Genomic DNA, 21,608 nt, shown 5'->3' with positions numbered 1-21,608 from the left:
GCTGTAAGTTGACTGTAGAAATAAATTTATTAGAGCAGCGAGAGAGGAAAAACTTACGGCCCTCTATCATTCTAGGGGGATTCATTCTGATCATCCTTATGATGGGGGCTTATTTCTATCATCAGCACCACCAGCTTAAGGCAAAAACCCAACACGTTGAAGAGCAGATTGCAGAGGTTATGGCAGAACAAGACAAGTTGGCTGAGGCTGAAACAGGGAATGTGGAAGCTAGCAGGGAGGACCTGACGACCCGTCTCGCTCATCTGGAGGACGCTGTTATTCCTGCGTTGCCTTTGCTGGAAAGTTTTGTAGCCTCCCTGCCGGAGAGAGGTTTTTTTGATGCGTATCGGTTTGAAGAACCAGGAACAGTAGAAGTCGTTGTACGCTTTGATATGATGCAGGAAGCTGCGGCGTACGCAAGCCGTCTGAAGGACAAACCGTTCGTCCAATCAGTTGAAGTCAGTCGCGTTACAACAGACGATGTACCATCAGCTGAGGTTCCTTCCTCCGATTATCTCCCCCGTTACATAGCGGAATATCAGGTTCGTTTCGACCCAGATGACGTAAAAGAAGTGGGGGCGAAAAATGATGCATGAATGGAAACGCCGTGACACGTTTATGGCTCTGATTGCTGTATGCACTCTGATAGGCCTGTTCTTTTTAGCTGAGCACCTTTACGTGAAGCCTGAAGAGCAGGATTTGGCTACCGCCGAAGCCACTCTTGAAACAGAAAGGGACAAAGTGGCAACGTTAGAATCAAAGGAAGATCAAGCGGATCAGGCGTTATCACAAAGTTCACGCACCGCTCAACAAAAGCTGCCGGTCGTTCCTTTGCTCGATCAGCTGTTCATTGGTTTTGAACGTGCACAAGTCTCAACGGAAACTGCAATTGAAGAAATAGAAATCGCCTATAACGAAGAAGGCGTAAGTTTACCTGATAAGCGTGAAGAGCAGAACGATTCGGAGGAAACGCCAGACTCTGGCCGTTCCTCTGCTCCTGATACATCTTCAGCTGATGAGGAGAGCGATGGACAAGGGAGTTCGACAACTCAATCGGGTTTGAACACTATCGAGTTTTCCATCCAATTAACAGCTGCTAATTATGAGGAGATGCTGATGTTTTTACAGAATGTCACTGGCCAAGCTCGCATCACTCAGGTGAGCGCCCTTGAATTTGAAGAAACGGAAGGAAGCGAAGAGGTGGCGCTGTCAGTTGTGTTGAGCAGTTACTATGCCTCGGATTTACAGGAACTCGCCCATGAAACACCTCAGTATGACTACGGAGAAACGCCGGGGAAAATTACACCTTTTTAACGGTTTGGCTAACGTATCATGATGAACAGAATCAGACATAAATATCGAAATAAACAGACGGGTGAGCGACAATACTCGTCCTCTTTTTTTCCCTTACTGTGATAGGGTTGATATAGATGAGGAAAGGATGAGAGTGATGAGTAAAAATAATAGAATTCCGGTTAATATAAATAAAAATTCTGTCTCCTCCACGTCAAATGTCGCACCCAAACCAAAGCAGAACGATTCGCTCGATACATCTGAATCGCCTGAATTACCTCCACCTGCACCGTTTAATAAATACTCAAAGAAACGTCCATTAATTTCAGAACATTCGTTTATTAAACGTGTGATCATTTCGGCCAGTATCGCTTTTATCGCAGGGAGTTTCATTGGCATCCTTTTACTTAGAATGTTTGTCGGTATGACCGAAGGCGAAGCTGTCAACACCAATCCAAATGTAACAGGAACGTCCAATGTTGCTGAGGAAGAGACAGCTACCGTTTCTGGTTCGACTGATCCGTCATCCGTACCCTCTTTAGAAGCTCATGTTGTTCAGCTCGGTGTATTTTCCAGTCGTGACAAAGCGGATGAATGGAAAAGGGATCATTATGGTGATAAGTCGACCTTCGTGTGGGAACGGGACGGACAGTTTTTCATGTTCGCTCAAGCTGCCCCAAACTATGGACAGGCTGAGGCTTGGGCGGAGGAGCATCTCCTATCAGGGCAAGATTATTATATTAAGCATTGGCAAGTGGAGGGAGAAAACGCAGTGTTATCAGCACCTGAACAAGCTCTGATGCAGGATCTCCAAGAACTCTGGTTGTCGACCCTCCATGGAAAAGAAGTAAATGAAGACGGAGAAGCGGTGCTGGATGATTTTAATCAGGTTGATCATGAAGGCTTTTCTGATTTGGAAGCGGCCATCCAACGTGTAGTGGAGGAACCGGGAGATGTTTCCACCGTTTTAAATGTAGGGTATGAATATGAACAAGCCATCCTTGCTTCTGGTGAATAGGAAAAGTTTAGTGAATAATGAAAAATGCTGCAGGAAATATCGGTGAATAATGCCTTTATTTCCAGGCATTTTTTTATTTATTGAAAGTATCAGCATTCAAAGTGACATGAACAGCTATTAAAAAATTGGGGAAATCTTACGTATAATAAGACTAACCTCAGGATCATGAAGAAAGCGAGATGATATGATGGGCACCTTGGTTCTTGGATCAGGCTCACCACGGAGATACGACTTATTAAACATGGCAGGATTCGCGTTCACCACACGAACAGCAGCAATTGATGAATACGTGAATCCTGATGAACAACCGCAGCAAACTGTTTGTCGCTTGGCTGACGAAAAATCAGATGCGATTCCTCTTAACGAACATGAAGTTTTACTAACAGCAGATACACTGGTTGTTTATGAGGGGCATGCACTCGGAAAACCGAAAGATAGACATGATGCCTTTGCCATGATAGAAAAACTGAATGGACAGACTCATACGGTCATGACTGCTGTCACGATTCGGGACAACTGGGAGAAGCATCAGCTTATGGTCACGACAGAAGTGGATTTCCATTCGTTTTCCAAAACCGATATTCATCGGTATATTGAGCGCGGGGATTATCAGGATAAAGCTGGCGGTTATGGCATCCAATCGCTCGGAGCTTTACTCGTGGAAGGGATAAGGGGGGATTATTATAATGTAGTCGGTTTACCTCTGTCACGGGTCGTCCTTGAACTGAGAGCGTTCGGCATTCATCCCGAGTTCGAATGATTGACCTGAGGCAGGCTATAGGAAAGGGAGCGTGAATGTGTCTGATAGTCAAGTTATGATCAAAGATGTGCCGAAGCAGGATCGGCCGCGCGAGCGCTTAATGGAGGTCGGAGCTTCGCTTCTTTCCAATTCAGAATTGGTTTCGATTTTGTTAGGAAGCGGAACGCGGAACGAATCAGTTACAACGTTGGCACAGCGGCTTCTCATCCATTTTGAAGGTTTATCGTTGTTGAAAGATGCCACCGTAGAGGAATTGAAAGCGATCAGGGGCATCGGGGAAGCGAAAGCGATTTTAATTATGGCGGCTATCGAGTTGGGAAAACGGGTCCACCAGCTTAAGCCCGGAGATCGTTACGTGATTAGGAGCCCTGAAGAAGGTGCTGATTTCGTGATGGAAGAAATGCGCGACCTTCAGCAGGAACATTTCATATGTTTGTTTCTGAATACAAAAAATCAGGTGCTCCATCGACAGACGATCTTCATCGGAAGTTTAAATGCCTCAATAGTCCACCCCAGAGAAATATATAAAGAAGCGGTCAAACGGTCCGCAGCCTCCATCATTTGTGCCCACAATCATCCTTCCGGCGACCCAACCCCATCACAAGAAGATATCCATGTAACGCGCAGGTTAACTGAGTGTGGCAAAATGTTGGGTATAGAAATGCTTGATCATATTGTCATTGGTGACAGGAAATTTGTCTCTTTGAAAGAGAAGGGGTATTTGTAACTGACTTTCAACTCTACACCTGACTATTGATGAAACAAGTTATGTCTCAATTACTTTAATTCACTTTATTTTCACACTCGAACAAGCATTATGTTTATCAGGTACCAACTATCAACCAAAGCGCAAAGATTTTATTATCCAAGCGCTTTGGTCTTAGATGATCAAGCTAAACGAGCCCCCAAAAATCAGTCGTTAATAATGTGAAATACAAAAGAATGATAATAAGTGTATCACCTATGGTTACTTTATAAGCATTAGGGTTTTGTGCATACTTGCGTTTCATAACAGCTCTGCTTAATTCAGAAACTACAACAAAGCACATGAGTATAGACCACGGTTGTAAGAACCCATAAACATTTGTGTGGGGTCGTGCGCTGTTTATACCATAACCTAACAAAAGAATGGCGAATGTCGTTATTCTAATGATAGAATCTATCTTTTGATGTTTCTCGTTAACGTGGTCAAAAGACAAAAGTTTCTTTCTCTCTACCTTCAACCATTTTCTCATTAGTGTATTGAACGAAATCCACAAAAAGAAAACAATAGCTAACACTAATACTAATCGCAGCCAAAAAACAGCTTCTACACCAAACATGACTTAACCCCCTCTGTTTATAAAGTTAATTTCTATTAGTTCCTGACACTTATGTAGAAAAAGCGAGTACGTTGAATATTATCTTATTACATCTACGATACCCAAACCAATTTCAGTTTCAGAGGTAACCTTGATCATGAATGCAAAAGCTTAAGTTTTCATACATGATTTAATTGCCAAATAGATCCTTTTAAAGCTCAGGGCAGGTTTTTCATATATTAATTTAAAAATCACATCAATGTTCTGTTGGTGATAGAAGGGTAGGATCGCTTTCTGATTTAAAGTCAAATTAAGGATGACATACAAAAAATCTCCTCATATGATTCCTGTAACACTATCTATTTGAATTAATTTTTTATATAATTGAATAGATGAATAATGAAGAGCGTCTCTTATAAGAAATTCACTTATAAAAGGCGCTTCTTATCATGTTCGCTCATGAAATAATTCAAACATAGATTATGCGACTATCAGAGAGAGATAGAAAGGAAGATACATGTGGGATTATTTGGTTTTTCACAAGATCTAGGAATTGACCTTGGTACAGCAAATACGTTGGTGTTTATTAAAAATAAAGGGGTCGTGCTGCGAGAGCCGACTGTTGTGGCACGAAATACAAAATCAAATGAAATTGAGGCGGTGGGCAGCAACGCCCGGAATATGATCGGTAGAACCCCTTACTATATATCTGTAATCCGTCCTATGAAGGATGGCGTTATCGCTGATTATGATACGACGGCAGAAATGATGAAGTACTACATCAAAAAAGCGCTCAAAACGCGTTCCTCGTTTGCAAGCAAGCCGAATGTAATGATTTGTGTTCCTTCGGGCATTACAATGGTGGAAGAACGTGCGGTCATTGATGCGACAAAACAAGCAGGTGCGAAAGAAGCTTATCCGATTGCTGAGCCATTTGCAGCCGCCATCGGGGCTGGACTGCCTGTTTGGGAACCTACCGGCAGTATGATTGTGGATATTGGCGGTGGTACGACAGAGGTAGCCATCATATCACTTGGTGGCATCGTGACGAGCCAGTCGATCAGAGTCGCTGGTGATGAGATGGACGAGGCGATCACCCAGCATGTCCGAAAAACATATAACTTGATGATAGGGGAACGGACGGCTGAAGAAATCAAGATTGAAATTGGTGCAGCTGGAGAACTTGATATCTATGATGAAATGGATATCCGCGGACGTGATCTTTTGACGGGACTTCCTAAAACCATTACGATTCAATCAGATGAAATAAGAGGGGCTCTGAAAGACACAGTCGATTCAATCGTTGAAACAGTCAAAACAACGTTGGAAAAAACCCCTCCCGAGTTAGCTGCAGATATAATGGAGAGAGGCATCGTTCTTGCAGGCGGAGGAGCTTTATTAAAGCATTTGGATCAAGTGATCAGCAATGAGACCAATATGCCTGTTTTCATAGCCGATGACCCGCTTGATTGTGTGGCTATCGGTACTGGGAAGTCATTAGAGTACATTCACCATTTTCGTGCCCAGCCCAATGTAGCTAATCGTCAAAAAATGGAATAGGCAGGTTTAGCAGCAATGATATTTCGAAAAAAAAGATTAATCATGATTCTAATCAGTCTCATCATACTTGTTGCCCTAGTCGGACTTTCGTTAGGAGATCGTGGCGAGAAAACGATGCCGGAGAAATTTCTGCATGACACAGTCGGCTGGACTCAGAATATCTTTGGCAAACCTGTCAGGTTTGTGAACGGAGCCGTTGATCATTTTCAGGAACTTTATGATGTGCATGAGCAAAATCAAGTATTGAAATCACGATTGACGGAAAATCGCAATCTCTTGGCAGAAAACCAACGTTTGAAAGAACGTAATCAGGAGCTGCGTTCGGTGATTGATAAAGCTGAAACACGGAGTGATTACGAGCCGATCCATGCTACGGTGATTGCCAGGAGTTCAGAAAGATGGTTCCAGCAGATGACCATTAACCAGGGGGAATCAGACGGTATTGAGCAGAATATGGCTGTCATAACCGGAGAGGGTATGGTTGGAAAAATTCAGTCCGTATCAGAGTTTCACTCTACGGTGAAATTGTTGAGTGGATTCGATCGCTCGAACAGGATATCTTCCTGGGTGGTCAAAGAAGGTGAAGATACAGAAAACGGCTTCGGCTTGATTGAAGGATTTGATGAAGAATCTGAACGGTTACTTCTAAAAGAAATTCCGTTTGAAGATGAAGTGAAAAAGGGAGAAACCGTTATCTCTTCAGGTCTTGGCGGTGTGTTTCCGGAAGAATTGGAAATAGGCGTCATAGATGAAGTTGAAAATGATGAGTATGGCTTGACCCAGATCGCTTACGTAAAGCCTTCTGCCAATCTTTATAATATTAATCATGTCATTGTGGTTAACCGCAGCATGGAAACCGTCGAAAGTGAGAATGGAGAATCGGAGGAAGAAGGATCATGAGCCGCGTTTTACTGCCGTTGTTAATCTTAATCCTGGTGGTAATGCAAGGCATGGCCATGAATTTACTTCCGCCGGCTTTAATTTACTCTGATTTGTTATTTACACCTCATTGGGCCCTGGTGCTGATTGTATTGATCAGTATGTTTTATGACAGGGATGATACCTATTACTCTGTTCTTTATGGTGTTATCTTCGGTTTCTTAATTGATATGATTTATACCGATATCCTCGGCGTGTATATGTTTACATATGGAATTGTCATCTACATTATCCATGGACTGAAAAAAATGCTGCATGCCAATTTTATCGTAGCCGTTTTATTGGGTGCATTAGCTTTAATCCTGGCTGATTTCTGTTTATACATGATGTATTATACCGTTCAAATAGTGGATGTGCAGCTGCAGGAATATGTATTGATTCGATTGCTCCCTACAACTATTGCTAACATTATTTTCTTCATTGTCCTTTATCCATTTGTTAAAGAGAGAATGGAGATGTGGTCTGAACAAATTGGACAACCTTAAATGGTTTTTATAGATTTCCCATAATGGGTCGGTTAGAGGTGAACATGCGTGACGACAAACCTTCAAAAGATAACAATTAAAGGAACAAGGGACGGCTTGACATTATATATTAATGACCAATGCTCGTTTGATGATATTCTGCGTGATCTGCAGGATAAAATTTCTATGAATGGTATTACAGACGACCAGCCCATGATTGGCGTAACCATAAAGCTTGGTAACCGGTATTTGACAGAAGAACAGCAAACGCATCTTCGCACCATCATTCGGGAGAAACAGAAGTTGGACGTTGAACATATCGAGTCTAATGTGATGAGCAAAGAAGAAGCGATGCAATGGAAAGAAGAAGCAGAAATACGTCCTGTAACGAAGGTTGTTCGCTCCGGACAAGTTTATGAAGTCAAGGGGGATCTGCTTTTATTAGGGGACGTCAACCCCGGGGGCAAAGTTATCGCATCGGGCAATATTTTTATCATGGGCAGCTTAAAAGGGGTGGCGCACGCAGGCGCAGAGGGCGATCCTTATGCAGTCATTGCGGCCTCTTACATGCAGCCCAGCCAATTGAGAATTGCAGAGTCGATCAGTCGTGCTCCTGATCACGAAGTAAATGGTGTTTATATGGAGTGCGGTTATGTCGATGAAACGGACAACAAAATTCGTATCGATCGACTGCAGGACGTCATACGGAAGCGCCCGGAGATGACCAGTTTTGAAAGGAGAATGCTAAATGGGTGAGGCGATTGTGATAACCTCCGGTAAAGGAGGGGTCGGCAAGACGACAACATCAGCTAATTTAGGTACAGCCCTGGCACTTCAGGATAAAAAGGTTTGTTTAATTGACACGGATATCGGACTTCGTAATCTGGATGTCATCATGGGGCTGGAAAACCGGATCATCTATGACATAATCGATGTCATTCAAGAGCGTTGTAAAACGCAGCAAGCTTTAATCAAGGATAAGCGATTCGATTGCCTGCATTTACTTCCTGCAGCCCAGACAAGTGATAAATCAGATTTAACAACGGATGGAATGGAACGGATCGTTGATGAATTGAAGCAGGATTTTGATTATATCATTATCGATTGCCCGGCTGGTATCGAACAAGGGTTCAAAAACGCTGTATTCGGTGCAGATCAAGCCATTGTGGTGACAACTCCAGAAAAATCCAGCGTGCGTGATGCGGATCGGATCATTGGTTTGCTTGAGCAAGAAAATATTGAGGCACCAAAGCTCGTGATCAATCGCATCAGGAATCATATGATGCAAAATGGTGATATGCTCGATGTAGACGAAATAGTCTCCATATTATCTATTGACCTGCTCGGCATCGTTATCGATGACGAGGCCGTTATCAAGGCTTCTAACCATGGTGAACCTGTGGCTTTGAAACCGGATACTAAAGCGGCTTTAGCCTACCGGAACATTGCCAGAAGAATTCTTGGAGAGTCCGTGCCTTTACTCAATATTGAAGATGAAAAAAGCATGCTTGCAAAAGTTAAACAGTTTTTTGGATTGAGGGCATGAAGTAAGGCGAAGGATGCTCCATCTATTAGAGCCTGTCCTGTTAATACGCCAAGTGGTTCACTTTTCAACGTGGACGCCTGCCGTATTAACAGGACAGGCTTATTTTGTTTTTCGCTCTCGCGACTCATATTCTTTTATTTTGTTCCATAGACTTGTACAAACGAATGGAAGAAGGTTGGGTGACAATGACGAGAGAAATTGAAAAGATACGTAAAAACATTTCCCAGCGGAAACGCGATAAGGCCAGCTCCAGCCCACGCTCAAAAGTTTTGCCTTACCACGTGCAGGATGAAGAGAGATATGGTTACCCGCCATTTGATTCAAGTGTGGCTGCGCCGGTAAAGTTTGACCAGTCGCCGATGGTGAAAAAATTTTTGCTTCGTTTTATTTTAGCTGCTTTCTTGTTTGTGTCAGTGGCGGTGACTTATCGGGTTGAACATGAACTCGTCGCGGGACCAAAAGTATGGCTTTCTCAGCAACTAGAAGAAGAGTTTCCATTTGCTAAGGTCACAGCATGGTATGAAGGGCGTTTCGGCTCTCCTTTGGAGCTAGTAGACGGAAATGGTGAAACGGGTTCATCTTCTGCAGCAGCGATGCCCGTCAATGGCGACGTAACGGAATCATTTCAACATCACGGGGAAGGTATTCTGATGACAGCTGACTCAAATGAAGACGTGATGGCAGTGGAGTCCGGGACCGTGATTTTTGCTGGTCATGATGAAAAATTGGATAAAAAAATCATCATTCAGCATGCAGATGGAAGTAATAGCATTTATGGTCATTTATCTTCAATCAATGTCCATCTATATGAAAATATTAAAGCGAACACGGCCATCGGTAAGCTAGCCGAACAAGGTGATGAGGCAAGTCAGTTGTTTTTTGCTATAGAAAAGGACAAGGAGTACCTCGATCCCATTGAGGTAATGGAAGTCGATGACCAAAACTAATAAGACTTCACTTGTGCATATCCATCCGGTGGTCATACTATTTGCACTGGTGGCACTATTAACTGGGGCTTTTCTAGAGCTCCTTGTTTTATTTGCTGTTGTCGCAATTCATGAGCTTGGCCACTATATGGTCGCTCAGCATTATAACTGGCGCATACAGCGTATCGTATTCTGGTTGTTCGGGGGAGCAATGGACTGCGAAGAGCACGGGTCGCGCCCATTTAAGGAGCAAGTTCTCGTAACATTGGCCGGACCGGTTCAACATGTATGGATGTTGGCTGCTCTTTACATGCTTTCATCGTTTACCAGTCCAACAGCGGTTATAGAACTAGCTATCCATTATAACTGGCTGATATTGTGCTTTAACCTTTTGCCGATTTGGCCCTTGGATGGAGGAAAATTGGCTTTTTATGTTTTAACCCAGTTCTTTACATATCGAAACAGTCAAACGCTGGTGATCTGGCTGTCAGGAACGTTTATATTAATGGTGGCAGTCCTGTTAGTGATGCAGTCGGTTTGGACCCTTCATGGCATGATGCTTGCTTTATTTTTATTAATAGAAAACCGACTTGAGTGGAAACGGAGAACCTACACGTTTATCAGGTACTTATTATATCGGAAGGAACGTGGTTGGGAGCATCTTCAAACAAAACTTGTAAAAGTCGATGAAGATGAAACGGTTTGGCAAGTATTAAAACGGATACGGTGTAATCGCAATCATTACTATGTATTATCTCCATCATATGGTTACCGTATGACGCATGAAAGTGTATGCTTGGATGCCTATTTTGATGCTAAGCAGCCTTCTGCTCCGATGAAACAAATAGTCGCGATCCAGGATTAGCTTGTGTGATCTCTTTTATGTAGGCTCTGTTAAAGTTTGTTGTTGATATTTGAAGTGGATATTTATCTCAAAACGGAGTCTTTCGCGAAAGAGCAGTATTGCGTAAGACTCTATTTCGAGATGTTTGTGGGAGTGAAGGGCCGTTGGGGAAGGATTCGCTTTCCTGCGGGGGAACTGGCAAGCCTCCTCAGGCAAGCCTTGCGGGGTCTTGCCTCGCTCCTTCTCCCGCGGGAGTCTCACCCTTCCCCAACGGCCCTTACCATATAGGCTTCTCGAAATCACTTGGTTACGAATCTGCTTATAGGGAACCGACAGCGCATATAATCACGCGTACGAAAGCTTTTTCAGTGCAAGCTTCCTGCTACGGAAGATCGTTTCGAGCACATTCCTATTGCATGGTGGCTGGGAAAACGGTGAGACTCCTGTGGGAATAACATGAGCGGTGAGATCCCGGAAGGCGAAGCCTGAGGAAGCTCACCCCATGCCCACGGAAAGCGATCCGTTTTCCCAGCCACCATCCGCAAACCTAAAAGTCTCGAAACGGAGTCTTCCACAATAGGTGGCTTTAGTTGGAGTAGCCCAATATATAAAAAATGAAGAACTTCCATAATATTGGACGTTCTTTTTTGTTAGTCATATCAACACTAAACTTTAACAGAGCCTTTATGTAAGCCTAGCTAGCCGGATACAAATTTATAATAATTATTTCATTGCTTCAAGAAAAATTCTCTAGTAAAATATTCTAGGAGTGTTTGCAATGAGATTAAATTTTGCATTCAACTCCAAGGTTGCATTCAAGTTCGAAGCCTCTTGAAGTCGCACTGCGTGTGTTGACAACTTGTTTTGATTCGTGGTAATATCGTTATGTTATTCTCGTAGCACCGCAATGCTACAACCGCTCAGAACAGGTTTTCAAACCAGCATTGGTACCTGAAGATGGCGAGTCTTAGTTAAAAGAGGAGGTGCAGTTATGTACGCAATTATTGAAGCTGGTGGCAAGCAGATCAAAGTTGAAGAAGGCCAGGAGATTTATGTTGAGAAAGTCAACGGAGAAGCTGGTGATTCTGTCACTTTTGATAAAGTTCTTTTCGTTGGAGGAGACGAGACTAAAGTTGGCGCTCCTTACGTAGACGGTGCGTCTGTGACGGCTCAGGTGGTTAAACAAGGGCGTCAAAAGAAAATCACCGTGTTCAAGTATAAGCGAAGAAAGAATTATAAACGTAAACAAGGTCATCGACAGCCATACACAAAGCTTACTGTAGAAAACATTAAAGCTTAAGCAGGTGTGTTATGATTAAGGTGACACTATTCCAAACGGATGGACATTTGACCGGATTTGAAATCGCCGGCCACGCTGAAAGTGGGCCCTACGGTTATGATTTAGTGTGTGCGGCTGTCTCAGCCGTGTCATTCGGTGCAGTCAATTCCATCATACGTTTGTGTGAGCTCGAGCCTGACATTCAACAAGGCGGTGAAGGCGGGTATTTGGCCGTACACCTCCCGCGCTTCATGGATGAGCAGACAGCGTCAAAAGCTGAACTGCTTCTTGAGGGCATGCGTGTCTCACTGGAATCGATAGCTCAAGAGTATCAAGATCATATATCCATCTCTGAAAACTAGAAGGAGGTGCAAAACCATGCTACGTCTGGATTTGCAATTTTTCGCCCAGAAAAAGGGTGTAGGTAGTACAAAGAACGGTCGTGACTCTGAATCAAAACGACTTGGTGCTAAACGCGCAGACGGACAAACTGTCACTGGAGGATCCATCCTTTACCGTCAACGCGGTACGAAAATGTATCCTGGAGCAAACGTTGGCCGAGGCGGCGATGACACGTTGTTCGCGAAGGTGGATGGCGTTGTGAAATTCGAACGCTACGGTCGTCACCGTAAAAAAGTCAGTGTTTATCCTGCAGCACAAGAAGCGTAATGTAAGGGTAATAATTTAACGACATAAAAGCCACGCTATGCTTACCCGCTATAGCGTGGCTTTTTCATTTTGAGGAAAATGTGCTCCCTCTTACCCCCTTGCAATTAGATAGGCATCTTTTTATTATGCGTTTTAGAACCATAGGGCTGCTGCAGGTGACCAAAGCGGGTATTTTAGTTCCTAGTCTTTTTCTGCTATACTTTCTTTATTATAATGCCAAGGGAGAGTGCCATGATGGGACAAAGTGAAGATATCATTCATTTATTAAGACACAAGCGTCATGATTGGATGAACCATTTGCAGTTGGTGCAAGGATATGCTGCTATGGGGAAGCAGGATGAAGTGGTCGATAAAGTGAAAAGTCTGATTGCAGAGGCTGAACAGGAGCGAAAATTATTGAATGCGAACGCCCCGCATTTTACCCTTTGGCTATTATCCTTTAATTGGTATCATGACAATTATCGGCTATCCTATACGGTTGATAAGGACGGTTTTTCCGGAGAACGATATGATTTATCATTATTAGCACGGTCGAAACGCGTTCTATCTGTTTTATTGGATCACAGTGATCCTGACGTGTTATACGAAGGTGACATTTACATATCTGGAGGGGCAAAGGAAGAAACGCCGCCGTTGCTTGAATGGCGCATTACCGGCTCTTACAAAGATGAGGCAGCTTTGAAACGTGACTTGTTACAAGAAACCTTCATCACTGACGTGCAAATGGAAAATACAAAGCAAAGTGTTATTATAAAAGCGAAAATGAGGTGATCGCATGTTTGTCGATCAGGTCAAAGTTTATGTGAAAGCAGGAGATGGAGGAAATGGTCTCGTTGCTTATCGCAGAGAGAAATATGTTCCAAAAGGCGGGCCAGCCGGCGGAGACGGCGGCAATGGCGGAGATGTGGTTTTTGAAGTCGACGAAGGACTCAACACCCTGATGGACTTTCGGTATCAGCGTCATTTTAAAGCTAAACGTGGCGAAAACGGTATGAACCAGAAGCAGCATGGTAAAAATTCTGAACCGTTTGTCATCCCTGTCCCGCCTGGGACCACGGTTAAGGATGCCAATACGGATGAAGTGATTGCGGATTTGACTGAACATAAACAGCGTGCTGTTATTGTAAAAGGCGGACGTGGTGGTCGTGGAAACGCCCGGTTCGCATCCGCTAGAAATCCAGCTCCCGAAATTGCTGAAAACGGGGAACCCGGTCAGGAGCTGGATATCCAAATTGAGCTTAAATTGTTGGCTGATGTAGGACTGGTAGGTTTTCCAAGTGTGGGGAAGTCAACACTCCTTTCTGTCATAACAGCAGCTAAGCCTAAAATTGCCGATTACCATTTTACGACGTTAAACCCGAACCTTGGCGTAGTGGAAACGCCAGACAATCGCAGCTTTGTCATGGCTGATCTCCCCGGGTTGATTGAGGGGGCGCATGAAGGAGTGGGCTTAGGACACCAGTTTTTAAGGCACGTGGAACGAACACGTGCAATTGTTCATGTCATTGATATGGCGTCATTGGAAGGGAGAGATCCTTACGACGATTATGTCACAATTAATGAGGAATTACAGGCCTATGATCAACGGATTCTCGATCGGCCACAAATCATTGCAGCCAATAAAATGGACATGCCGGAAGCCCAAGAAAACATGGAAAGGTTCAAGGCTAAATTAGGTGATCGTGCAGCTGTGTATCCGATTTCTACTATTACGCGCGATGGGCTGGATGAATTGCTATATGCTGTAGCCGATTTACTCGATCGCATCCCGAAAGACCATACGCCAGTTGAAGAAGTAGATGAACGCGTTTTATATAAGTATGAAAAGGAAGCAGCACCCTTCCATATCACACGTGCCGATGATGGTGCTTATGTGGTTTATGGAGAAAAGATCGAAAAACTCTTTAAAATGACCGATCTAACCCATGATGAATCAATTCAGCGCTTCTCTAGGCAGATGCGGAAAATGGGGATTGACGATGCGTTGCGGAAACGCGGAGCCAAAGATGGGGATATCGTACGCCTCCTTGAATTTGAGTTTGAATTTATAGAATAAGTGTGCATGATGGAGGGACGGAAATGGCGGATTATAACGAACAATTTTATTTGGTGCGAAGGGATATATTGCCTGAAGCGATGAAAAAAACGATGGAGGCTAAAGCCTTGCTTGAAAGAGGCAAAGTGGAGTCCATTTTTGATGCTGTTCATCAAGTCGGGTTATCCCGTAGCGCTTTTTACAAGTACCGAGATGCAGTCTTTCCATTTCAAGCTATGGTAAAGGAGCAGATGATCACCTTGTTCTTTCATTTAGAGGATCGGGCGGGTACTTTGTCTAAACTTCTTTCCACTGTCGCTGAAGCAGGGTGTAACATTCTGACAATCCACCAGACCATCCCTCTCCAGGGGAAAGCTAATGTCACGCTATCTTTGAATACCACTGGGTTAAATACGACGATTGAAACGTTACTCCAAAGACTTCATAAACTTGACTTCGTTGATCGAGTAGAAATATTAAGCTCAGGAGCATAATTACGATGGGAGAGAAATGTATGTCACAACAACAAAGAATTGGCTATCTCGGGCCGAAAGGGACGTTTACCAAAATGGCGGTGGACGCTTTCTTTGAAAGTGGGGATTTTCATAGCTTTGAAAGCATTCCAGCTTGTCTGGACTCCGTTGAGCATCAACAAATTGATACGGGTGTAGTCCCTTTGGAAAATGCGATTGAAGGGTCTGTTCATTTGACCATTGATTATCTCATCCATCACGTTAATCTTTCCGTCATTGCAGAATTGACAGTGCCTATAAAGCAGCATTTATTAGTTCATCCGGATTATAATGGTGAGCCGATTACACGGCTTTATTCTCATAGTCATGCCATTGCCCAGTGCCATCAATATTTGCATAAGCATTACCCGGAGGCAGATATTGAATATACGCCTTCAACAGGTCGTGCGGCTGAACTCGTCGCTTCTTCCGGTAAAACGGTAGCGGCCATAGGCAATTATTTAGCTGCTGAAGAATACGGATTGTGTATCTTAGATGAGAACATCCATGATTACGACAATAACCATACGCGATTCGCTGTCGTTCAAAAAGAAGCGAAAACGTTGAAAGTAAAAGACCATCCTGTTATCAAGCATAAAACCACTGTGATGGTGACGTTGCCAAAAGATTTTGCTGGTGCGCTCCATCAAGTGCTTGCCGCATTCGCATGGCGGAGAATGAACTTATCCAAAATCGAGTCCCGTCCGATGAAAACTGGTTTGGGGAATTATTTCTTTTTGATTGATGTTGATCAACCGTATGATCAAGTATTATTTCCTGGCGTGCAACAGGAGTTAGCTGCATTAGGATGTAACGTTACGGTCCTGGGAAGTTATCCAAGTTACGAAATTGAAATACCCTTTACAGCAAAAAATATCTAATCCCAGCTTGTTTTTATTTTTGCCGCAGAACGTGATGTTCTGTGGTTATTTTTATGAAAAATCAGTCTAACGCCCATAGCACAATAGAAAAATATAGGCAGATTCATCAACTTTTCCAATCTTACGCATAAATTGTTATGAAGGTGGAGAAGCTTATCTGTTTAAATTCCAGATACGTGTAGAAGGGAGTTACGACACATTGAGAATTCATATTGTTCAAAAAGGTGATACGCTCTGGAAAATTTCCCAGAAGTATGGTGTGAATTTTGAAGAGTTGAAGAAAGTCAATTCGCATTTATCCAATCCTGATATGATTATGCCGGGTATGAAAATTAAGGTGCCTCAACAGAAAAAACAAGTCAAAAAGGAGGCCCCTAAAGCAAAGGAAATGCCGAAACATCCATCTCAAAAACCTTATAAAGATACGTCTCCTAAACCAATACCTGTCGTCAAGGAAGATGAGAAACCGAAAAAACCCAAAGAACAGCCTAAGGAAATGCCTAAGGAAAAACCTGCAGAAAAACCGATGATGCCTTTCCATATGAACATGCCGGTCCAAATGCCAACAATGGAGAACCAATGGCAGAACTATTACACGACCCTGAATTTACCGCAGATGACGTATCAGCCTCCTGAGGCCCCTAAAGAAAAGAAAGCGGAAAAAGCAGATAAAGAAGGACATGAAATGAAAGGCGAGCATGTTGCGCCTCAGCAATCTATGCCTATGCCGATGATGCCTTATCATCACCCACCGATGCCAGTTTACTGTGGACCTCCTATGCCTCCTAACCCATGGATATATGGAGAAATATGCTGTTATCCACAACCAGGCTATCCGCATCATGGACAGATGCCTATGCAAGGACAAATGCCTATGGTAGAAGGTGCGGAAGATTTTGATGATGACGAGTCAGAAAACCAAATGATGGAGCAGGCGTGGCAGCCGCAGCAACATGATTGTGGGTGCGGTCCGCAGCCTCAACCGATGCATCAGGTCTCCCCATACGCTCATCATCCAATGATGCACCACCCAGGTATGATGATGCCAATGCAAGGGGGACATCCTCAGCATCCCATGCACATGCCGCAACAAGGGAATAAGGGCATGCCAATGATGATGCCGCAACAAGGAAACCAAGGCATGCCAATGATGCCACAGCAAGGAAACCAGGGTATGCCAATGATGCCGCAACAACAAGGAAACCAGGGCATGCCGATGATGCCACAACAAGGTAATCAAGGGATGACGAAACAAGGGCATCATAACCCTAATGCTCAACCTCAGAATACGTATCCAGGCCCTATGTTCCAAGACCAACGAGGCGATGATTTTGAAGACGACGAGTGAGGTAAAGGGCGATTCTTTTCGGGATCGCCTTTTCGATTGGTTAAGACGTGAGCATGATTTGCCTGTCGAACAGATACAACCGATCAAAGATAATATTTATCAAGTCACCATAAATGGGCGTCCCCTTTTGCTGAAAGGTTACCGAAGACGCTCGATTCTAGACCAGCAGGTCCGTTTTTTCAAATTGTACCGTCAGCCGTATTTATTAGCGGCAAAACCAAAACCGTTCAAAGCTCAAACCTACATTTTATCCGGGTTGGATTATCATTGGGGCTTATTTGAATGGGTGGACGGCAGGCATTTGAATTTCAGAATTAATGATGAAAGGCAATCTGCGGTTAAGCTTTTAAAGAAATTTCATCAAACGAGTAAGGGGATCGACTTTATCGCACTACCGAAAGATCCACTGTATTTAAAATGGCGGCATCGACTCGATCAGTTCAACAGTCAAAAAGACGTATTTACTGACCATCATAAACGCCCGTTATTTGATGAAATTTCCTCGATAGCCGAAGCACGATTGGAACAATTTCAACAGCATGATTGGGCGCGAAAAGAAGATGCTGCCTGGCATGACAAAACATGGCTTCACGGGGATGTTGCGCACCATAACTTTTTACTGCATCCATCTAATGAAGAAGTCACATTGATTGATTTCGATTTATTACAGAATGGCCCGCATCTTTATGACCATATTCAACTAGCACATCGTTTTTTACCGTATATGGCCCATGATCGTGCTTCATTGTTTAAACACTTCAAACATATTGAAGACTGGCAGCCCTGGCTGGATGGTGTGATGGTTCCTACAGATTTATTGAGAGAATGGCTCTATGGATATAAAAAAACACGAAATAGTAGTGCAAAGTTAAACCGCCATATGGAGAAGTTGGAAGTCGCCTGGGAACAGCGCAAGCATTTTGTTCGATATGCTCAAAATATGCTATGATGGTTTATTATAGCGTAAAGGAGAGCATAACGTATGGAAGAAAAAATTGAACATATTGTGTCCTGGCTACGTAATCAAGTTGATCAAGCCGGCGTGAAAGGCTTGTTAGTTGGTGTCAGCGGAGGTATCGACTCAGCTGTTGTGGCCAATTTAATTAAACGTGCTTGTCCCGATCAGTCTTTAGGTGTCATTATGCCATGTAAAAGTTCCCCTGAGGATCAGACCGATGCCAAACAGGTGATTGAATCGTGCGGCATCGCGTCTGTTACTTTTGATTTAACCCGGACGCATGATGTTATGTACAGCACATTTAAAGAAGAGCTTGAGGGCAAGGATAGCTATCATGAAGAAGATGAACAAATCATCGATGCTAATCTTCGAGCTCGGTTACGGATGAGCACCTTGTATGCGACGGCCGCTAATTTCAAGTATCTCGTTGTAGGTACAGATAATGCAGCAGAGTGGTACACAGGGTACTTTACTAAATTTGGCGATGGGGGAGTGGATTTAGTGCCGCTCCTCAACCTGACCAAAGGAGAAGTAAGAGAAATGGCGACCTATCTTAATGTGCCTGAATCCATCATAAATAAACAGCCGAGTGCAGGTTTGTGGGAAGGTCAGACAGATGAAAATGAGATGGGAACCAGCTATGATATGATCGATCGCCATTTAAAAGGCGAAAAAGTACCTGAAAAGGATCGCGCCATTATAGAGGAGATGCACCGTCGCAGCGAACATAAACGGAATTTACCGCCGAGTCCAGATCCATTGTAAGCTTTGGTTGATTTTAACAGACTAAAACCTCCTGATTTGCTTCACATTAAAGCAAAAGGAGGTTTTATTATGGTTAAAATCCTGCTTACCATGTTTAGCATGCTGGTGTTAATATCAGGTTGTGGAAACGATGAGGCCCAGGAAAACGAGAAGGACAATGAGCTATATCAACCAATCGAATATCGTGCCAGTGAAAAGGAAGATGAAGGCACGATTCCTTATGGAAATAATCGATACCAGAAACGAGCTGAACGAGATGAAATCCGGGACTCGTTATATAAAGAAACGAATCGAAGCCATGACAATGATTTTTACAATGAAGAATCATTGCAAATAAGTGAGGCGATCAATGAGATTCCTGAAGTTACGATGACCCAGGCTTTTTCAACAGACGAACGCGTTATGATTGCCGTTATGATTGAACCTTATAAAAGACGACAGAACGATATTGATGACAAAATCAGAGCCAAAGCCAAAGAAATTGTGCCTGATAAAAAAATAGTCGTTTACACGAATAATAGTCATTGGGATCAGATGAAAGACTTGAATGCCCGTTTGAAGGCGACAAAAGCTCCAGAAGACGTTCAACGAAAAATCAAAGCGTTCTTCGACCAGTTCAAAGGGGAATAGGTCATGCGACCGCTTTAACACGCTCAGTTCCTTATGATATATTGATAAGAGTGGATCATAAAAGGTCTGAGAGTGGAGAGGAGAATTGAACCATGGCTGGCCATTCAAAATGGAGTAATATCAAGCGGCGCAAGGGTGCCCAGGACGCTAAACGAGGAAAGCTGTTCATGAAATTGGCCCGTGAGATTTATATGGCAGCAAGACAAGGGGGAGGCGACCCTGAAACGAACCCCAATTTGCGTCTAGCTATTGATAAAGCGAAAGCGAATAATATGCCAAATGACAATATTGATCGGGCGGTCAAAAAAGCGACCGGTGATCTTTCTGGGGTGAATTACGAGGACTTTGTCTATGAGGGGTACGGCCCTGGTGGCGTTGCCGTTATGGTCAAAGTCCTTACAGATAATAAAAATAGGACAGCTGCCGATGTCCGGCACGCCTTCAATAAAAATGGCGGGAACCTTGGGGAGAATGGCTGTGTGTCTTTCATGTTTGATCGTAAGGGTTATTTGGTCGTTAATCGTGAAAGTCACGAGGTGGATGAAGAAACGTTTATGCTTGAAGTCATTGAAGCAGGGGCAGAAGAAATGGAAACACAATCGGACGTATTCGAAATTTATGCTGAGCCTGACACCTTTTCTGACGTTAAAGCATCGCTGAAGGATAAGGGATACCATTTTCAAACAGCTGAGTTAACGATGATTCCACAAACGTACTCCCACTTAGGCGAAGAAGAAGCAGAAAAAATGCTTAAACTGATCGACATGCTTGAAGATAACGATGACGTGCAGGATATATGGCATAACTTCGATGCAGACGAGGAAGTGCTTGAAAAGCTCTCATAAAATTCCACCTTTTTCATAATTGCTTCTATTTCTGGACATAATGGAAATAGAAGCTTTTTAATGAGGTGAAAAGATATGAAATATGCGGTGTTACTATGTTTATCTGTGTTGGTCCTGGCAGCTTTATTCACGGATGGTAGGCAAGTCGCTTCGGAAGCTGAACAACCGGAAACTGAAAAAGCAGAGCCGTCACGCGTAAAAAAGGACCCGTTGCAGTTGACGGTCATTTTGAAAACGGAATATATCGACGGGGTGACGGAACGACAGGAAGAAGTTGAAACCATTTGGTCCATGGCTGACTTTTGGGCTGAATATGAAGGATGGACCGTGTCAGACCAATCTCTGGATACGATTGTTTTTGTGAAACAAGCAAATGAGATATCACCGTTAACTGAACAGAATGGATATTTTGGTCTGAATTCGGAAGGTGATTTAGCTGTATTCAATGGAAAACCCGCTCAAGGAAACGTCATTGAATCTTTTCAACCTATACCTGTCAAGCAGCTAGAGTCATTGAAACTGAATCAATTGCAAGAAGGTATAAAAATAAAAGATGCCCATCATTTCCGGCAGGTTACGAAAACGTATCGTGCTTCATCGGGCGCCTATTGATCTAGAACGTAATAAATAAGTCAGTCATTTCACCGGGATAACTCAGGTCTACAAAGGCCTGGCTATCCTTTTTTTGTTGTTATGAATAAGCCTCTGTTAAAGTTTAGTGTGATATGACTAACAAAAAAGAACTGCCAATTTTATGGAAGTTCTTCATTTTTTATATATTGGGCTAATTCAACTAAAGCCCCACTATTGTGGAAGACTCCGTTTCGAGATGTTTGTTTGGGTTTTGGGCCGTTGGGGAAGGATTCGCTTTCCTGCGGGGGAACTGGCAAGCCTCCTCAGCCTTCGCCGAGGCCACTGAAAAAGTCCCTCTTATTCTAAAATCGCGAATTTTTCTCTAATCCCGAGAAAAGTTTGCGGTTTTCTTGTACACTGAACCCAATACATAAAAGTGAGGGATTCGGATGATTGAACGTC

General features: G+C 43.4%; 26 protein-coding genes and 1 other annotated feature. Of the genes, 25 read left to right on the top strand and 1 reads right to left on the bottom strand.

Annotated elements, in window-relative coordinates; all coding sequences use genetic code 11:
• Positions 1–8: 8 nt before the first annotated feature.
• From HOP45_RS12945 to radC, 5 genes are all read left to right on the top strand, one after another.
• Entirely contained in the window at positions 9–596 is a 588-nt protein-coding gene (locus HOP45_RS12945; RefSeq protein ID WP_181349725.1) for a hypothetical protein, read from the top strand.
• Positions 589–1,314, top strand: a complete 726-nt coding sequence (locus tag HOP45_RS12940; protein ID WP_181349724.1) for a hypothetical protein — start codon at positions 589–591, stop codon at positions 1,312–1,314. Before HOP45_RS12945 ends, HOP45_RS12940 begins: the two co-directional genes overlap by 8 nt.
• 136 nt (positions 1,315–1,450) lie before the next feature.
• The gene (locus tag HOP45_RS12935) at positions 1,451–2,311 is read left to right on the top strand and encodes a hypothetical protein (protein ID WP_181349723.1); all 861 of its coding nucleotides are present in this window, start codon (positions 1,451–1,453) and stop codon (positions 2,309–2,311) included.
• Between the two features lie 187 nt (positions 2,312–2,498).
• Positions 2,499–3,071, top strand: a complete 573-nt coding sequence (locus HOP45_RS12930) for a Maf family protein (RefSeq protein WP_181349722.1) — start codon at positions 2,499–2,501, stop codon at positions 3,069–3,071.
• A 55-nt stretch (positions 3,072–3,126) separates the two neighbouring features.
• Positions 3,127–3,798 (top strand): RadC family protein, encoded by a 672-nt coding sequence (radC, locus tag HOP45_RS12925; RefSeq protein WP_181349960.1) that lies wholly within the window; start codon positions 3,127–3,129, stop codon positions 3,796–3,798.
• A 166-nt stretch (positions 3,799–3,964) separates the two neighbouring features.
• Here radC and HOP45_RS12920 read toward each other — a convergent pair whose 3' ends face one another.
• Positions 3,965–4,393 carry a DUF4181 domain-containing protein gene (locus tag HOP45_RS12920; RefSeq protein WP_181349721.1) on the bottom strand — a complete coding sequence of 143 codons (429 nt, stop codon included), beginning with the start codon at positions 4,391–4,393 and terminating at the stop codon, positions 3,965–3,967.
• Positions 4,394–4,891: 498 nt separating this feature from the next.
• Here HOP45_RS12920 and HOP45_RS12915 point away from each other — a divergent pair, with 498 nt between their 5' ends.
• The 20 genes from HOP45_RS12915 (at position 4,892) to HOP45_RS12820 (ending at position 21,185) form a co-directional block, all read left to right on the top strand.
• Complete coding sequence (locus HOP45_RS12915) at positions 4,892–5,932, top strand: rod shape-determining protein (RefSeq protein WP_181349720.1); 1,041 nt, start codon at positions 4,892–4,894, stop codon at positions 5,930–5,932.
• 15 nt (positions 5,933–5,947) lie between these two features.
• Complete coding sequence (gene mreC / locus HOP45_RS12910) at positions 5,948–6,832, top strand: rod shape-determining protein MreC (protein ID WP_181349719.1); 885 nt, start codon at positions 5,948–5,950, stop codon at positions 6,830–6,832.
• A complete protein-coding gene (gene mreD, locus HOP45_RS12905) occupies positions 6,829–7,356 on the top strand; it encodes a rod shape-determining protein MreD (protein ID WP_181349718.1) in 528 nt (175 codons plus the stop codon). Before mreC ends, mreD begins: the two co-directional genes overlap by 4 nt.
• A 48-nt stretch (positions 7,357–7,404) precedes the next feature.
• Entirely contained in the window at positions 7,405–8,091 is a 687-nt protein-coding gene (gene minC / locus HOP45_RS12900) for a septum site-determining protein MinC (protein WP_181349717.1), read from the top strand.
• Positions 8,084–8,881 carry a septum site-determining protein MinD gene (gene minD / locus HOP45_RS12895; protein ID WP_181349716.1) on the top strand — a complete coding sequence of 266 codons (798 nt, stop codon included), beginning with the start codon at positions 8,084–8,086 and terminating at the stop codon, positions 8,879–8,881. Before minC ends, minD begins: the two co-directional genes overlap by 8 nt.
• A 185-nt stretch (positions 8,882–9,066) precedes the next feature.
• A complete protein-coding gene (locus tag HOP45_RS12890) occupies positions 9,067–9,828 on the top strand; it encodes a M23 family metallopeptidase (protein ID WP_181349715.1) in 762 nt (253 codons plus the stop codon).
• Positions 9,815–10,672 (top strand): site-2 protease family protein, encoded by an 858-nt coding sequence (locus HOP45_RS12885; protein WP_181349714.1) that lies wholly within the window; start codon positions 9,815–9,817, stop codon positions 10,670–10,672. Before HOP45_RS12890 ends, HOP45_RS12885 begins: the two co-directional genes overlap by 14 nt.
• Before the next feature lie 883 nt (positions 10,673–11,555).
• Positions 11,556–11,629: a sequence feature (ribosomal protein L21 leader region), on the top strand.
• 13 nt (positions 11,630–11,642) lie between these two features.
• A complete protein-coding gene (gene rplU, locus HOP45_RS12880; protein ID WP_181349713.1) occupies positions 11,643–11,951 on the top strand; it encodes a 50S ribosomal protein L21 in 309 nt (102 codons plus the stop codon).
• Positions 11,952–11,962: 11 nt separating this feature from the next.
• Positions 11,963–12,292, top strand: coding sequence for a ribosomal-processing cysteine protease Prp (locus tag HOP45_RS12875; protein WP_181349712.1), 330 nt, complete (start codon positions 11,963–11,965; stop codon positions 12,290–12,292).
• 16 nt (positions 12,293–12,308) lie between these two features.
• On the top strand, positions 12,309–12,599 hold the full coding sequence (rpmA, locus tag HOP45_RS12870; RefSeq protein ID WP_181349711.1) for a 50S ribosomal protein L27: 291 nt from the start codon (positions 12,309–12,311) through the stop codon (positions 12,597–12,599).
• A gap of 234 nt (positions 12,600–12,833) precedes the next feature.
• A complete protein-coding gene (locus HOP45_RS12865) occupies positions 12,834–13,370 on the top strand; it encodes a Spo0B domain-containing protein (protein ID WP_181349710.1) in 537 nt (178 codons plus the stop codon).
• A 4-nt stretch (positions 13,371–13,374) separates the two neighbouring features.
• Positions 13,375–14,655 (top strand): GTPase ObgE, encoded by a 1,281-nt coding sequence (gene obgE / locus HOP45_RS12860; protein WP_181349709.1) that lies wholly within the window; start codon positions 13,375–13,377, stop codon positions 14,653–14,655.
• Positions 14,656–14,678: 23 nt separating this feature from the next.
• On the top strand, positions 14,679–15,128 hold the full coding sequence (locus HOP45_RS12855) for an ACT domain-containing protein (RefSeq protein ID WP_181349708.1): 450 nt from the start codon (positions 14,679–14,681) through the stop codon (positions 15,126–15,128).
• 20 nt (positions 15,129–15,148) lie between these two features.
• On the top strand, positions 15,149–16,027 hold the full coding sequence (gene pheA, locus HOP45_RS12850) for a prephenate dehydratase (protein ID WP_181349707.1): 879 nt from the start codon (positions 15,149–15,151) through the stop codon (positions 16,025–16,027).
• 199 nt (positions 16,028–16,226) lie between these two features.
• Positions 16,227–17,375, top strand: coding sequence for a SafA/ExsA family spore coat assembly protein (gene safA, locus HOP45_RS12845; protein WP_181349706.1), 1,149 nt, complete (start codon positions 16,227–16,229; stop codon positions 17,373–17,375).
• A complete protein-coding gene (locus HOP45_RS12840) occupies positions 17,359–18,324 on the top strand; it encodes a phosphotransferase (protein ID WP_255437642.1) in 966 nt (321 codons plus the stop codon). The genes safA and HOP45_RS12840 overlap by 17 nt, the downstream gene beginning before the upstream one ends.
• A 33-nt stretch (positions 18,325–18,357) precedes the next feature.
• Positions 18,358–19,098, top strand: coding sequence for an NAD(+) synthase (gene nadE, locus HOP45_RS12835; protein ID WP_181349704.1), 741 nt, complete (start codon positions 18,358–18,360; stop codon positions 19,096–19,098).
• 69 nt (positions 19,099–19,167) lie between these two features.
• Positions 19,168–19,728: a YhcN/YlaJ family sporulation lipoprotein gene (locus HOP45_RS12830; protein ID WP_181349703.1), complete on the top strand. Its 561-nt coding sequence runs from the start codon at positions 19,168–19,170 to the stop codon at positions 19,726–19,728.
• A 92-nt stretch (positions 19,729–19,820) separates the two neighbouring features.
• On the top strand, positions 19,821–20,573 hold the full coding sequence (locus HOP45_RS12825; RefSeq protein ID WP_181349702.1) for a YebC/PmpR family DNA-binding transcriptional regulator: 753 nt from the start codon (positions 19,821–19,823) through the stop codon (positions 20,571–20,573).
• A 75-nt stretch (positions 20,574–20,648) separates the two neighbouring features.
• The gene (locus HOP45_RS12820) at positions 20,649–21,185 is read left to right on the top strand and encodes a BofC C-terminal domain-containing protein (RefSeq protein ID WP_181349701.1); all 537 of its coding nucleotides are present in this window, start codon (positions 20,649–20,651) and stop codon (positions 21,183–21,185) included.
• The last annotated feature ends 423 nt before the right edge of the window (positions 21,186–21,608 follow it).

It is taken from the genome of Thalassobacillus sp. CUG 92003 (assembly GCF_013618635.1).
GTDB lineage: Bacteria > Bacillota > Bacilli > Bacillales > Halobacillaceae > CUG-92003.
The sequence above is the reverse complement of the archived record's forward strand: the minus strand, read 5'-3'. Positions and strand labels throughout refer to the sequence as shown.

What these genes read in the sequence shown, in the direction of transcription:
- HOP45_RS12820 (WP_181349701.1), top strand. Translation starts at nt 20,649, where the DNA reads ATGAAATATGCGGTGTTACTATGTTTATCTGTGTTGGTCCTGGCAGCT.
- rpmA (WP_181349711.1), top strand. Translation starts at nt 12,309, where the DNA reads ATGCTACGTCTGGATTTGCAATTTTTCGCCCAGAAAAAGGGTGTAGGT.
- HOP45_RS12825 (WP_181349702.1), top strand. Translation starts at nt 19,821, where the DNA reads ATGGCTGGCCATTCAAAATGGAGTAATATCAAGCGGCGCAAGGGTGCC.
- nadE (WP_181349704.1), top strand. Translation starts at nt 18,358, where the DNA reads ATGGAAGAAAAAATTGAACATATTGTGTCCTGGCTACGTAATCAAGTT.
- HOP45_RS12890 (WP_181349715.1), top strand. Translation starts at nt 9,067, where the DNA reads ATGACGAGAGAAATTGAAAAGATACGTAAAAACATTTCCCAGCGGAAA.
- HOP45_RS12855 (WP_181349708.1), top strand. Translation starts at nt 14,679, where the DNA reads ATGGCGGATTATAACGAACAATTTTATTTGGTGCGAAGGGATATATTG.
- HOP45_RS12885 (WP_181349714.1), top strand. Translation starts at nt 9,815, where the DNA reads ATGACCAAAACTAATAAGACTTCACTTGTGCATATCCATCCGGTGGTC.
- HOP45_RS12920 (WP_181349721.1), bottom strand. Translation starts at nt 4,393, where the DNA reads ATGTTTGGTGTAGAAGCTGTTTTTTGGCTGCGATTAGTATTAGTGTTA.
- HOP45_RS12940 (WP_181349724.1), top strand. Translation starts at nt 589, where the DNA reads ATGCATGAATGGAAACGCCGTGACACGTTTATGGCTCTGATTGCTGTA.
- HOP45_RS12865 (WP_181349710.1), top strand. Translation starts at nt 12,834, where the DNA reads ATGGGACAAAGTGAAGATATCATTCATTTATTAAGACACAAGCGTCAT.
- HOP45_RS12830 (WP_181349703.1), top strand. Translation starts at nt 19,168, where the DNA reads ATGGTTAAAATCCTGCTTACCATGTTTAGCATGCTGGTGTTAATATCA.
- obgE (WP_181349709.1), top strand. Translation starts at nt 13,375, where the DNA reads ATGTTTGTCGATCAGGTCAAAGTTTATGTGAAAGCAGGAGATGGAGGA.
- mreC (WP_181349719.1), top strand. Translation starts at nt 5,948, where the DNA reads ATGATATTTCGAAAAAAAAGATTAATCATGATTCTAATCAGTCTCATC.
- minD (WP_181349716.1), top strand. Translation starts at nt 8,084, where the DNA reads ATGGGTGAGGCGATTGTGATAACCTCCGGTAAAGGAGGGGTCGGCAAG.
- mreD (WP_181349718.1), top strand. Translation starts at nt 6,829, where the DNA reads ATGAGCCGCGTTTTACTGCCGTTGTTAATCTTAATCCTGGTGGTAATG.
- rplU (WP_181349713.1), top strand. Translation starts at nt 11,643, where the DNA reads ATGTACGCAATTATTGAAGCTGGTGGCAAGCAGATCAAAGTTGAAGAA.
- HOP45_RS12875 (WP_181349712.1), top strand. Translation starts at nt 11,963, where the DNA reads ATGATTAAGGTGACACTATTCCAAACGGATGGACATTTGACCGGATTT.
- radC (WP_181349960.1), top strand. Translation starts at nt 3,127, where the DNA reads ATGATCAAAGATGTGCCGAAGCAGGATCGGCCGCGCGAGCGCTTAATG.
- pheA (WP_181349707.1), top strand. Translation starts at nt 15,149, where the DNA reads ATGTCACAACAACAAAGAATTGGCTATCTCGGGCCGAAAGGGACGTTT.
- HOP45_RS12935 (WP_181349723.1), top strand. Translation starts at nt 1,451, where the DNA reads ATGAGTAAAAATAATAGAATTCCGGTTAATATAAATAAAAATTCTGTC.
- HOP45_RS12930 (WP_181349722.1), top strand. Translation starts at nt 2,499, where the DNA reads ATGGGCACCTTGGTTCTTGGATCAGGCTCACCACGGAGATACGACTTA.